Genomic DNA, 12,085 nt, shown 5'->3' with positions numbered 1-12,085 from the left:
CAGACGGCGGTCACGGGGCGAGCAGGGACCAGGACGGCAGCGACGACGACGCGGCCCGGCCCTCGGGGCAGCTGCGCCGGAAGTCGCAGCGCGCGCACCCCGGCCCGGGCGCCGGCGGGAACAGCGCCTCCGGATCCCCGCCGCCGCCGAGCGCGTCGGTGGCGTCGGCCAGGGCCCGCGCGGTGGTCTCGGCGGCGCGCCGGTGCCGCGCGAGGGACGTCTCGTCGTGCTCGGCCACGGCCACCGTTCCCGACGGCGGGTGGTGCAGCTCCACCCGCCGGGCCGCCCGGCGCAGGCTGCGGGTGGCCGCGAGGGCGTACAGGGCGAGGGCGCGGGAGCCGCGGGCGTCCTCGGCGGTCGGCACGTGGCGGCCGGTCTTGTAGTCGACGATCACCGCTCCGCCGTCGGGCCCGACGTCGATGCGGTCGACCCGGCCCTCGGCGACGATCCCGCCGACCGGGGCCGCGACCCACCGCTCGACGCCGAGGGGTTCGCCGACCTCGGTCTCGGCCACGTACCGCGCCACCCACTCCCGGGCCCGACCGCGGTACTCCTCGACCTGGGCGTCGTCGCGGAACCCCTCGGAGGACCAGAGGGTGTCGACGAGGCGGGCGGCCGCCGCCGGCGACCGGCGGGCAGGAGGCGTCTCGTAGACCGTGCGGAAGACGTTGTGGACGACGGCGCCGAGCGTCGCGTGCGCCCACGCCCCGCCCCGCGGTGGCGTGGGCCGGTCGAGGTAGGTCATCCGGTAGCGGCGCCGGCAGTCGTCCCAGGTCCCGAGCCGGGCGGGGGTGACCTTGACCAGCGGGAGGGGCATGTCCGCCAGACTCAGCTGCCCGCTCATCGCCACCATCCTAGGCGGCGCCGGTGATCGCATCCGCGCCGGTCGCCCCCTGGAGCAGGGCCTCGAGCTGATCGGGCGCGGTGGTCGCGGCCGCGATCGGGATCTCCTTGCGGGTCCCGTGGTAGTCGCTCGATCCGGTGACGACGAGTCCCAGCTCACCGGCCAGCCCCCGGAGACGCTCGCGGTCGGCCGGGGTGTGGTCGGGATGGTCGACCTCGATCCCGGCGAGGCCGCGCCCGGCGAGGTCGACGATCACCGACTCCTCGATCACCTCGCCGCGTGTGCGGGCCCACGGGTGCGCCCACACCGGGACGCCCCCGGCGGCGAGGACGGTCGCGATCGCCTCGTCGATGGGCGTGTCGACCTTCGGCTCGTAGTACGGGCCGTCCTGGCCCAGGAAGGTGCGGAACGCCTCGCCGACCGAGTCGACGACCCCGAGGTCGAGCAGGGCCTGCCCGACGTGGGGACGGCCGACCGGGGCGCCCGTCCGCGCCGCGATGCCCTCCGGGTCGACGTCGTACCCGTCGGCGCGCAGCCGGTCGGTCATGACCCGGATCCGGCGCAGCCGCTCACCCCGCAGGCGCTCCTGGTCGGCCAGGACGGCGGGGTGCGCCGGGTCGAACAGGTAGCCGAGCAGGTGGGCGGGCACCCGGCCACCACGGCCGTCGGGAGCCTCGGTGGAGAACTCGGCGCCGCGCACCAGCGTCACCCCACGCGGGACGGCGTCCGCGGCCGCTGCCCAGCCCGCCGTCGTGTCGTGGTCGGTGAGCGCGAGCGTGGTGACGCCCGCCGCCGCGGCCAGCCGGACGACCTCGGCCGGGTCGTCCGACCCGTCGGAGGCGTTCGAGTGGAGGTGGAGGTCGATCACCGGGTCAGGGCCGCGACGGGGTCTGGCGCTTCTCCCCGAAGACCAGCTCGGAGATGGCCTCGTAGAACTCGTCGGGGTCGGGCATGTAGCTGATCCGGCTCAGGGCCTGGATCTGACCGGCCGACTCGATGACCAGCGTGCCGTAGCCGAGGATGCGGCCCATGAAGGTGCGCTCGAAGGTGAGGTCGGTGACCTTCCCGAGCGGCATCATGCCGATCCGCTGCGTGAAGACGCCCTCGGCGAGCATCACACGCTTGTCGGTCATGACGACCTTCTCGACCCACCACTCGCTGATCTTGTAGGACGCCTTGATCAGCACGAGCAGCGCGCCGTACCAGAGCATGTTCGAGATGACCGGGCCCTCGGGCAGCAGCGCCGCGGCGATCATCAGGACGATCACCAGCACGGCCGCCTGCACGACCTCGTTGACGATCACGAACCAGTGCCGCCGGAAGCGGATCACGCGCCGCTCGGTCGGCAGGACGTACTCGTCGATGTCCCGCGGTGCCAGCACGGTGGTCCTCCCCCGTTCAGCGATGGTCGAGCTCCGCTGCGCTGCGTCTTCCGCGCCCACTGCAGAGCGTAACCCGTCGCGCGGGCAGGGAGGACCACCTCCGGGCGACGGGCGGTCAGCGGTCCTGCGGGACCGGCCGACCCGGCTGCTCCAGCGCGAACTGCTGCTCCGGGGTGTCGGCGACGGGCCGCTTCGGCACCATCACCTTGCGCCGGTAGATGCAGACGACGACGCCGTCCTGGTTGTAGCCGATCGTCTCGACCTGGACGACGCCGCGGTCGTTCTTCGACGACGACTCCTTCTTGTCGAGCACCGTCGACTCGCCGTAGATCGTGTCGCCGTGGAACACCGGCTTGACGTGGCGCAGCGACTCGACCTCGAGGTTCGCGATCGCCTTGCCGGAGACGTCGGCGACCGACATGCCGAGCAGCAGCGAGTACACGTAGTTGCCGACGACGACGTTGCGGCCCTGCTGCGTCCCGGAGGCGTAGTGGTTGTCCAGGTGCAGCGGGTGGTGGTTCATGGTGATGAGGCAGAAGAGGTGGTCGTCGTACTCGGTGACCGTCTTGCCGGGCCAGTGCTTGTACGTCGCCCCGACCTCGAACTCCTCGAAGTACCGACCGAACTGCACGTGTCCACTCCCTGAATTCACTCGACGACAGTGACGAGTCATGTCACTCCCACGGCGGGCGCCGGGGGACGAGTCGTAGGATGGACCATCGGCGCACGGCGCGGACCAGCACGAACGCGTGAGCCCCGTGACATGGATCGAGACAGCTCGAGGCACCCGACCGAGGAGGTGGACGTGGACCAGACCGAGCAGGCAGCAGACACCCCCGGCGGAAGTACCGGCCGCGTCGCCCCACGGCCGGCGCCGCTCGTCCCCTAGGGGCGCGCCGGTGCGGGGTGACGCGGAGAGCAGCGACTCCCGCCCCGACCCGAGAACCGAGGTCCCCCCGATGCCCGCTCTCCCCTCCCTGCGCACGGCCGCCCGCGTGCGCCGTCCCCGCGCCCTCGACCAGGGCGTGGGGGTCCCCCACGTCCCCATGTCGGCCTTCGTCGTCGACTGCGCGATCTACGTCGGCGGCGCCCGGGTCGAGGGCCGCTGGAACCCGCGGGACGCGATCGCCGAGGTCCGCAGCCGCGGCGAGGGCTTCGTCTGGATCGGCCTGCACGAGCCCGACGCCGAGCAGATCGAGGACATCGCCGAGGTCTTCGGGCTGCACCCGCTCGCGGTCGAGGACGCGGTGCACGCCCACCAGCGCCCCAAGATCGAGCGCTACGACGACATGCTGTTCTCGGTGTTCAAGACGATGCGCTACGTCGCGCACGCCTCCCCCACCACGGCGAACGAGATCGTCGAGTCCGGGGAGCTGATGTGCTTCGTCGGGCGGGACTTCGTGGTGACCGTGCGCCACGGGCAGCACTCCGGGCTGCGCCGCGTGCGCCGGATGCTCGAGGCGGACCCGGAGCACCTCGCCCTCGGCCCCGCCGTCGTGCTGCACGCCGTGGCCGACCACATCGTGGACGCCTACCTCGACGTCTCGGCCGCCGTGGAGGGCGACATCGACACGATCGAGGCCGAGGTGTTCGCGCCCTACTCCGACTTCTCGGCCGACCAGATCTACCTGATGAAGCGCGAGGTGCTCGAGCTCCGTCGGGCGGTCGCCCCGTTGGTCAACCCGCTGCGCCGGCTCACCGAGGGCTACTCGCCGCTCGTCCCGACCGAGGTCCGCAGCTACTTCCGCGACGTCGACGACCACCTCGCCACCGTCGCGGAGCGCGTCGCACAGTTCGACGAGCTGCTCACCACCCTCGTCGACGCGGTGCTCGCGAAGATCACGCTGCGCCAGAACAACGACATGCGCAAGATCACCGCCTACGCGGCCCTGCTCGCGGTGCCCACTATGTTCGCCGGCATCTACGGCATGAACTTCGACTACATGCCCGAGTTGCACTGGACCTTCGGCTATCCGCTGGTGATCGTCGTGATCCTGTCGATCTGCGGCTGGCTCTTCCGCACCTTCCGTCGGAACCACTGGCTGTAGGACTCTCCGGACATTCCGGAACATTCCCGACGACGACTCGGGCCGTTCGGCCCAACTCGGGGCACCTGCCCTCGAAAAGCCGATTGGCCGACCGTGAACGGGGGCACACGGGCCGTCGTGTAGCTGGGCTCACCAACCGCCCGGCCCTTCCACGACGCGGGAGGTCCCTCGTGACGGCGACGCATCAACCCGGGAGCGTCCGTTCCCTCATCCCGGCCCGGATCGACCGGTTGCCCTGGTCGCCGTTCCACACGCGGATGGTGGTGGCGCTCGGGACCGCCTGGATCCTCGACGGCCTCGAGATCACGATCGCGAGCAACGTCGGCGACAAGCTCACCGACTCCTCGCGGCTCGGACTGTCGGCGACCGCCGTCGGCGGGCTCGCGACGGCGTACCTGATCGGGCAGGTGGTCGGGGCGCTCGTCTTCGGACACATCTCCGACCGCCTCGGCCGCCGCCGGCTGTTCATGATCACGCTGGCCGTCTACTTCGGCGGCTCGGCGCTCACCGCCTTCACGATCGGCTCCGGCGGTGCGGCGATCGCCTTCATCTACCTCACCCGGTTCATCGCGGGTGCGGGCATCGGCGGCGAGTACGCGGCCATCAACTCCGCGATCGACGAGCTCATCCCCGCGTCCTACCGCGGGCGCGTGGACATCGCGGTCAACGGCACCTACTGGGCGGGCGCCGCGATCGCGGCGATCGTGCAGGTCCCGCTGCTCTCCGGCGCCCTGTCCCCCGCCATCGACTGGCGCGTCGCGTTCCTGCTCGGCCCGGTCCTCGGCCTCGCGATCCTGTTCCTGCGCCGGAACCTGCCCGAGAGCCCGCGCTGGCAGATCATGCACGGCCGCGGCGAGGAGGCGGAGCGCTCGATCGCCTACATCGAGTCGGAGGTCTCCGCGACCGGCAAGGACCTCCCGCCGGTCGACGACCGGAAGGCCATCGAGATCACGCCGACCGACCAGACCGGCTACCTCACGCTGCTCCGGGTGCTCTTCCGGACCTACCCCGGCCGGTCCACGCTCGGTGCGACCCTCATGATCACGCAGTCGTTCCTCTACAACGCGATCTTCTTCACCTACGCGACGGTGCTCGGGACGTTCTTCGGGGTCCAGGACACGGCGCTCTACTACATCCCGTTCGCGATCGGGAACTTCCTCGGGCCGCTGCTGCTCGGACCCCTGTTCGACTCGCTGGGTCGCAAGCCGATGATCTCCGGCACCTACATCCTCTCGGGCGCGCTGCTGGTGATCTCGGCGTTCCTGTTCCGCGCCGGGGCGCTCACCGCCACGACCCAGACGATCGCCTGGTGCGTGATCTTCTTCTTCGCCTCGGCGGGGGCGTCGGCCGCGTACCTGACGGTCAGCGAGGTGTTCCCGATGGAGGTCCGCGCGAAGGCCATCGCCGTGTTCTTCGCGATCGCGCAGGCCTTCGGGTCGATCGCCCCGCTGTTCTACGGCTCGCTGATCGACAAGAACGCGCCCGACCCCTCGAAGCTGTTCATCGGCTACATCGTCGGCGCGGTGGTCATGATCATCGGCGGCCTGGTCACGCTCGCGCTCGGGGTGAAGGCGGAGGGGCAGTCCCTCGAGGACATCGCGAAACCGCTCTCCGTCGTGCGGGCGACGGGGGCCGCGAGCACCTGACCCCCGCCGCCCGGTTCCCGACGGCGGGTCGGGGCCCGGCCTGGCAGCATCCCCGGGCGTGAGCAACCTCGCCGGCCCCGACCAGCCGTCGCCGCCGGGGTGGCGGTCCCACCAGCACGTGCAGCGCTTCGTCACGCCGGCCCCGCGGGAGCGGGTGTGGGCCTGGCTGGACGACCCGGCCACGTTCACCGACACCCAGCTCCCACCGTGGCGGGTCGAGTTCCTCGGCGGCGGCTTCGCCTCGGGCGTGGTCACGACCCACCACGGCCCGGGCCTGCACCTGCCCGGCGTGCTCGGCGAGATCCGCGAGGGCGAGTACCGCGACCTGCAGTACCTCTACGGCGCGTACGCCGTTTCGTTCCGGCTGCTGCGCCCGACCCGGCTGCAGATCGCCGTGGCCGACGCCCCGGGCGGCGCCACGGAGGTGGACCTGCGCATCGACGCGCACGTCCACCCGAGGCTGCTCCGGTTCTGGGCGTTCTCGCAGCGCCTGTTCTGGCGGCGCTTCGAGTCCTGGACGGCGCAGGCGACGGCCTGATGCGAGGGTGACACCAGACATCCGGACGGGCCCGCGGACCTGCCTGGCGTGCACCTCGCGAGCGGGACCCGTCGTCGGGAACACGGCCCTTCGTCGCGAGGGTGACATCAGGCATCCGGACGGGCCTGCGGACCTGCCCGGCGTGCACCTCGCGAGCGGACCCCGTCGTCGGGTCGGACCTACGTCTGCTCGGTGCCGATCGCGAGCTTGGCCAGCATGTCGCGGGCCTTCTCGGCGTTGCGGGGCTGGCAGAGGACGTCGTAGCGACCGGCCACGAGCTGGCTCGCCGAGGTGAAGTCCCGCCGCCCGCGCGAGGCGCCGTAGGTGATGGCGCCCGAGACGACACCGAACACGATGCCCATCCCGAGGCCGAGCAGGATCGCGCCGAAGGACCCGTTGGCGCTGAACAGCGACAGGATCACCCCGACGAACAGGCCGAGCCAGGCGCCGGACGCCGCACCGGTGGCGAGGACGCGGCCCCAGGTCAGACGCCCGATGACCCGCTCGACCAGCATGAGGTCGACGCCCACGATCGTGACGTCGGCGACCGGGAAGTCGTTGTCGGCGAGGTGGTCGACCGCCCGCTGCGCCTCCTCGTACTTCGCGTACGACCCGATCGGCCAGCCCGACGGCGGCTCGGGAAGGTTCGGCAGCCCGGGGGCTGCCCCGGGACGGTTGCCGAGGAACGGCGCGCTCACGACTTACCTCCGCTTGCCAGGTCGACCCCGTGGCTCGGGGTCCGCGCATCCTTCCAACGGACGGAACCGGTGGAAAGTGCCCACGCGGAGTGTGTGCCCGCTGACGCTGTCGACCGAACAGCGCAGCGCCTACCTCCTGGCACGACGAGACCCCGGGCGTTCCATGCGACCGGGGCCCCCTCGCTCGATCAGCGCGTGGCGGTGCCCCCCACCCGTTCGCGCATCATCGCGACGGCCCGGTCCTCGTCCGGCGTGGTCATCGCGCGGCCACCGACCACGTCGACGCCCCCCTCCCACGCCCGGAGTCCGAGGGCGATGTCGGAGTCGCCGTCGTCGGCGACCCGCGCCATCGACCACTTCCCGAAGGCCCGCTCGACCCCCGGGGTGGTCTCGACGAGTTCGAGCCCCGTGTGCCGGGGATCCCGTTCGATCGTGGCGTAGAGGGCCCGGACCGCGTCCTCGTCGCCCTCGAGCGTCTGCACCACGCTCTCGTCCCACACCACGAGCGCGCCGGTGATCCCGCGCGCGGGGTTGTTCCGACGCGACGTCGCCAGAATGTCCGCCACCTGGGCTTCCACGTCATCGCTCGCGATCAGGTTGCTGCGGTAGACCAGCCGGAAGACCGGCCCCGTGCTCGTGTTGTCGGCCATCGTCGTCGTCGACTCCCTCGTCACGACGACGCGCCCGCCGGCCCCTCGCTGGACCGATCTGGGACGCGCCCTCGCCACGACGGTAAGGTCATATGACGCCGATCACAGCACACTTCTCAACGTGAGACAGTGACGGTGCCGGTACCGACTCACGGTCAGCGCAGCTTGTAGTCCTTCAGCAGGCCGCGGCTGATGATCGTCTTCTGGATCTCCGAGGTGCCCTCGCCGATGAGCAGGAACGGCGCCTCACGCATGAGCCGCTCGATCTCGTACTCCTTCGAGTAGCCGTAGCCGCCGTGGATGCGGAACGACTCCTCGGTGACCTCCTTGCAGTACTCCGAGGCGATCATCTTGGCCATGCCGGCCTCGACGTCGTTGCGCTCGCCGCGGTCCTTCAGGCGGGCGGCGTTGACCATCATGAGGTGGGCGGCCTCGACCTTCGTGGCCATCTCGGCGAGCTTGAACGCGATCGCCTGGTGCTGCGCGATCGGCTTGCCGAAGGTGGAGCGCTGCTGGGCGTACTCGATGCCGAGCTCGAAGGCGCGGATCGCGATGCCGCAGGCGCGGGCGGCCACGTTGACGCGGCCGACCTCGACGCCGTCCATCATCTGCCCGAAGCCCTTGCCCGGCAGCTCGCCGAGGACCTGGGTCTGCGGGATGCGGAAGCCGTCGAACACCATCTCGGTGGTGTCGACGCCCTTGTAGCCCATCTTGTCGATCTTGCCGGGGACCGACAGGCCCTCGGCGACCTTGCCGAAGCCGCGCGGCTTCTCCACCAGCAGCGTCGTCAGGTTCTGGTACGGCTTCTCCGCGCCCTCGTCGGTCTTGACGAGCACCGCGGTGAGGTTCGACGAGCCGCCGTTGGTCAGCCACATCTTCGCGCCGTTGACGATGTAGTCGTCGCCGTCGCGGGTCGCGCGGGTCTTGATCGCCGCGACGTCCGAGCCGAGCTCCGGCTCCGACATCGAGAAGGAGCCGGTGATCTCACCGGTCGCCATCTTCGGCAGGTACTTCTGCTTCTGCTCCTCCGTGCCGTGGTGGATGAGCATGTAGGCGACGATGAAGTGGGTGTTGATGACACCCGAGACGCTCATCCACCCGCGGGCGATCTGCTCGACCGTCAGCGCGTAGGTGGCCAGCGACTCACCCAGTCCGCCGTACTCCTCCGGGATCATGAGCCCGAACAGGCCCATCTCCTTCATCCCGTCGACGATCTCCTGGGGGTACTCGTCGGCGTGCTCGAGCTCCTGCGCCTTCGGGATGATCTCCTTGTCCACGTAGTCGCGGACGGTGGAGAGGATCTCCTCCTGGACCTCGGTGAGACCCGCGGTCTGGGCGAGACGTGCCATGACTGAACGCTCCTGACGACGTTGTTACCGGCGAGTATGCGGTCAGCTCTCCGGCGGAGTCCAGCGCTCCCCGCGGCTCATGCCGGCGGCACGGCCCTTGCCCGCGATGACGAGCGCCATCTTGCGCGAGGCCTCGTCGATCATCTCGTCGCCGATCATCGCCGAGCCCTTCTTCCCTCCGGCCTCGGAGGTGAAGTACTCGTACGCGTCGAGGATGTTCTCGGCGTGGTCGTAGTCGTCCTGGTTGGGCGAGAAGACCTCGTTGGCCGCGTCGATCTGGCCGGGGTGCAGCACCCACTTGCCGTCGTAGCCGAGCGCCGCGGAGCGCTGTGCGACGCGGCGGAACGCGTCGACGTCGCGGATCTGCAGGTAGGGGCCGTCGATGGCCTGCAGGTCGTAGGCGCGGGCCGCCATGAGAATCTGCATGTAGATGTAGTGGTAGGCGTCACCCTCGGTGTAGCCCGGGGGCTGCTCGCCGACCACGAGGGACTTCATGTTGATCGAGGCCATGAAGTCGGCGGGGCCGAAGACGATGGTCTCCATGCGCGGCGACGCGGCGGCGATCTCGTTGACGTTGGTCAGGCCCAGGGCGTTCTCGATCTGCGCCTCGATGCCGATCCGGCCGACCTCGTAACCCATGGTCTTCTCGATCTGCGTGAGCAGGAAGTCCAGGGCGTGCACCTGCGCCGCGGTCTGCACCTTCGGCAGCATGATCGCGTCGAGGTTGGCGCCGGCACCCTCGACGACCTCGGTGACGTCGCGGTAGGTCCACTCGGTGGTCCAGTCGTTGACGCGGACGACCCGGGTCTTGCCCTCCCAGCCGCCCTCGTTCAGGGCCGAGACGATCGTCTTGCGCGCACCCGGCTTCGCGAGCGGGGCGCAGGCGTCCTCCAGGTCGAGGAAGATCTGGTCCGCGGGCAGCGTCCTGGCCTTGTCGATGAACTTCTGGCTGGACCCCGGGACCGCGAGACACGACCGACGTGGGCGGTTCTCGACACTCACTCGCACTGACCTCCTCGAAGGCCCCCGCCTGTCGTCGCGGAGGCGCACGGTTGACCGGGATGTTGACACGCGGGGGCACCGCTGTCCCGATTCAGGTGAGCACCCTCTCCGCCGCGAGCCGCGAGTGCAACGCCGCTAACCTCAGCGCGTGACCCGTGCCGCCAACACCGCGATGACCAGGGTGTTCGTCGCCCGGATGGTCGGTCTGCCCGTTCTCGGTCCCGACGGCGAGCACATCGGTCGCGTGCGCGACGCGGTGTCGGCCGTCTCGGTCGGGCCGCGACCACCCCGGGTGCTCGGTCTCGTGGTGGGAGTGGGGTCCCGACGACGGATCTTCGTGCCGATGCTGCGCATCACCGCGATCGACGCGGGAGCCGTCGTGCTGTCCACCGGCCAGGTGAACCTGCGCCCGTTCGCGCAGCGCCCGAACGAGGTGCTCGTCGTCGGGGAGATGCTCGACGCGGGCGTGCGGATCGTCGACCGGCAGGTCGACGCCACGGTCGTCGACGTGCTCATGGAGCACACCCGCAGCCGCGACTGGCTCATCACGCGGCTGGCGGTCACCGAGCGGCTCGGGGTCCTCGGACGACGGGGGCCGGTGCAGGTGCTGCCGTGGGCGGCGATCAGCGGTCTCTCGCTCGCCGAGGAGGGCCAGGGCACCGAGCAGCTGCTCGCGACGTTCGAGGACATGCGGCCCGCCGACGTGGCGCGGGCCCTGCTCGACCTCCCCACCCGCCGTCGCTACGACGTGGCCGACGGGCTCGGCGACGAGCGGCTCGCCGACGTCATCGAGGAGCTCCCCGGCGACGAGCAGCGCGACGTGCTGCGCCACCTGTCGTCGGAGCGGGCCGCCGACGTGCTCGAGGCGATGGACCCCGACGACGCGGCGGACCTGCTCTCCGACCTGCCCGACCCGGAGTCCGAGCAGCTCCTGGGCCTCATGGAGCCCGAGGACTCGCAGTCGGTGCGCCGGCTACTCACCTACTCCGCCGACACCGCCGGCGGCATGATGACCCCGGAGCCGATCGTGCTGGCCCCGGACGCGACCGTCGCCGAGGCCCTGGCCCGCGTGCGCAACCCCGACATCACCCCCGCCCTCGCGTCGATGGTGTTCGTCTGCCGCCCGCCCTCGGCCACCCCGACCGGGCGCTACCTCGGCTGCGTGCACGCCCAGCGGCTGCTGCGCGAGGCGCCGTTCGCGCTGGTGGCGGGGGTGCTCGACGCCGAGCTCACCCGCCTCGACCCCGACGCCTCGCTGACCGAGGTCACCCGCTACTTCGCGACGTACAACCTGGTCTGCGGGCCGGTCATCGACGAGAACGACCACCTCCTCGGTGCCGTCACCGTCGACGACGTCCTCGACCACCTGCTGCCCGAGGACTGGCGGTCGCAGGACCCCGACCCCACGACCACGGGCGGCCTCCGCATCCCGGAGACCGCCCTGCCGCGTCCCGGCGTCGCCGGAACCGCCAAGGGAGCCCCCCGTGCCTGAGCGTTCCGCCCGTCGACGACTGGACCAGCCCTCCGGACCCCAGCGCCGGCTCCGCTTCGACTTCGACACCGAGGCGTTCGGGCGGATGGCCGAGCGCCTCGCCCGCTTCCTCGGGACCGGGACCTACCTGCTGTGGCAGACGGTGTTCGTCATCGTCTGGATCGCGCTGAACCTCATCGGGATCATCGGGGAGTGGGACCCCTATCCCTTCATCCTGCTCAACCTGGCCTTCTCCACGCAGGCCGCCTACGCCGCGCCGCTGATCCTGCTGGCGCAGAACCGGCAGGACGACCGGGACCGGGTGTCGCTCGACGAGGACCGGGCCCGCGCCCAGCGGACCATCGCCGACACCGAGTACCTGTCCCGCGAGCTGGCCGCGGTGCGTCTCGCCGTCGGCGAGACGGTCACCCGGGACTTCCTGCGCAGCGAGCTCGCC

The 12,085-nt window shown here is 71.0% G+C and carries 12 protein-coding genes and 1 pseudogene; 5 read left to right on the top strand and 8 right to left on the bottom strand.

The window, feature by feature from the left end:
* Positions 1 to 10 precede the first annotated feature (10 nt).
* The 4 genes from QSK00_RS19780 to QSK00_RS19765 form a co-directional block, all read right to left on the bottom strand.
* The gene (locus QSK00_RS19780) at positions 11 to 853 is read right to left on the bottom strand and encodes a RecB family exonuclease (protein ID WP_285593243.1); all 843 of its coding nucleotides are present in this window, start codon (positions 851 to 853) and stop codon (positions 11 to 13) included.
* 1 nt (position 854) lies between these two features.
* The gene (locus QSK00_RS19775) at positions 855 to 1,712 is read right to left on the bottom strand and encodes a PHP domain-containing protein (protein ID WP_285593241.1); all 858 of its coding nucleotides are present in this window, start codon (positions 1,710 to 1,712) and stop codon (positions 855 to 857) included.
* Between the two features lie 4 nt (positions 1,713 to 1,716).
* Entirely contained in the window at positions 1,717 to 2,226 is a 510-nt protein-coding gene (locus tag QSK00_RS19770; RefSeq protein WP_285593239.1) for a PH domain-containing protein, read from the bottom strand.
* Between the two features lie 115 nt (positions 2,227 to 2,341).
* Complete coding sequence (locus tag QSK00_RS19765; protein ID WP_018335209.1) at positions 2,342 to 2,857, bottom strand: MaoC family dehydratase; 516 nt, start codon at positions 2,855 to 2,857, stop codon at positions 2,342 to 2,344.
* Positions 2,858 to 3,185: 328 nt separating this feature from the next.
* Between QSK00_RS19765 and QSK00_RS19760 the strand changes: the two genes are divergently transcribed.
* From QSK00_RS19760 to QSK00_RS19750, 3 genes are all read left to right on the top strand, one after another.
* Positions 3,186 to 4,274 (top strand): magnesium and cobalt transport protein CorA, encoded by a 1,089-nt coding sequence (locus QSK00_RS19760; protein WP_502872055.1) that lies wholly within the window; start codon positions 3,186 to 3,188, stop codon positions 4,272 to 4,274.
* A 170-nt stretch (positions 4,275 to 4,444) separates the two neighbouring features.
* Positions 4,445 to 5,920 carry an MFS transporter gene (locus QSK00_RS19755; protein WP_285593235.1) on the top strand — a complete coding sequence of 492 codons (1,476 nt, stop codon included), beginning with the start codon at positions 4,445 to 4,447 and terminating at the stop codon, positions 5,918 to 5,920.
* A 58-nt stretch (positions 5,921 to 5,978) separates the two neighbouring features.
* Positions 5,979 to 6,458, top strand: coding sequence for a hypothetical protein (locus QSK00_RS19750; RefSeq protein WP_285593233.1), 480 nt, complete (start codon positions 5,979 to 5,981; stop codon positions 6,456 to 6,458).
* A 179-nt stretch (positions 6,459 to 6,637) separates the two neighbouring features.
* On the opposite strand, the gene QSK00_RS19745 is transcribed toward QSK00_RS19750, so the two are convergent.
* The 4 genes from QSK00_RS19745 to QSK00_RS19730 form a co-directional block, all read right to left on the bottom strand.
* Positions 6,638 to 7,156 carry a YflT domain-containing protein gene (locus QSK00_RS19745; protein WP_285593231.1) on the bottom strand — a complete coding sequence of 173 codons (519 nt, stop codon included), beginning with the start codon at positions 7,154 to 7,156 and terminating at the stop codon, positions 6,638 to 6,640.
* A gap of 188 nt (positions 7,157 to 7,344) precedes the next feature.
* Positions 7,345 to 7,806, bottom strand: a complete 462-nt coding sequence (locus QSK00_RS19740; RefSeq protein ID WP_285593195.1) for a BLUF domain-containing protein — start codon at positions 7,804 to 7,806, stop codon at positions 7,345 to 7,347.
* A gap of 155 nt (positions 7,807 to 7,961) precedes the next feature.
* Positions 7,962 to 9,155: an acyl-CoA dehydrogenase family protein gene (locus tag QSK00_RS19735; protein WP_285593194.1), complete on the bottom strand. Its 1,194-nt coding sequence runs from the start codon at positions 9,153 to 9,155 to the stop codon at positions 7,962 to 7,964.
* A 42-nt stretch (positions 9,156 to 9,197) separates the two neighbouring features.
* Positions 9,198 to 10,157, bottom strand: a complete 960-nt coding sequence (locus tag QSK00_RS19730; protein ID WP_285593192.1) for an HpcH/HpaI aldolase/citrate lyase family protein — start codon at positions 10,155 to 10,157, stop codon at positions 9,198 to 9,200.
* A gap of 172 nt (positions 10,158 to 10,329) precedes the next feature.
* Here QSK00_RS19730 and QSK00_RS19725 point away from each other — a divergent pair, with 172 nt between their 5' ends.
* Together QSK00_RS19725 and QSK00_RS19720 are read left to right on the top strand one after the other, a co-directional pair.
* Positions 10,330 to 11,649 carry a magnesium transporter MgtE N-terminal domain-containing protein gene (locus tag QSK00_RS19725; RefSeq protein WP_285593525.1) on the top strand — a complete coding sequence of 440 codons (1,320 nt, stop codon included), beginning with the start codon at positions 10,330 to 10,332 and terminating at the stop codon, positions 11,647 to 11,649.
* Positions 11,642 to 12,082: pseudogene (locus QSK00_RS19720) on the top strand (DUF1003 domain-containing protein); the annotation flags it as partial. The gene QSK00_RS19725 and the pseudogene QSK00_RS19720, both read left to right, overlap by 8 nt.
* Positions 12,083 to 12,085: the final 3 nt, after the last annotated feature.

The sequence above is a fragment of the Actinomycetospora sp. NBRC 106378 genome, assembly GCF_030269685.1.
GTDB lineage: Bacteria > Actinomycetota > Actinomycetes > Mycobacteriales > Pseudonocardiaceae > Actinomycetospora.
The sequence above is the reverse complement of the archived record's forward strand: the minus strand, read 5'-3'. Positions and strand labels throughout refer to the sequence as shown.

What these genes read in the sequence shown, in the direction of transcription:
- QSK00_RS19725 (WP_285593525.1), top strand. Translation starts at nt 10,330, where the DNA reads ATGACCAGGGTGTTCGTCGCCCGGATGGTCGGTCTGCCCGTTCTCGGT.
- QSK00_RS19780 (WP_285593243.1), bottom strand. Translation starts at nt 853, where the DNA reads ATGGTGGCGATGAGCGGGCAGCTGAGTCTGGCGGACATGCCCCTCCCG.
- QSK00_RS19740 (WP_285593195.1), bottom strand. Translation starts at nt 7,806, where the DNA reads ATGGCCGACAACACGAGCACGGGGCCGGTCTTCCGGCTGGTCTACCGC.
- QSK00_RS19760 (WP_502872055.1), top strand. Translation starts at nt 3,186, where the DNA reads ATGCCCGCTCTCCCCTCCCTGCGCACGGCCGCCCGCGTGCGCCGTCCC.
- QSK00_RS19735 (WP_285593194.1), bottom strand. Translation starts at nt 9,155, where the DNA reads ATGGCACGTCTCGCCCAGACCGCGGGTCTCACCGAGGTCCAGGAGGAG.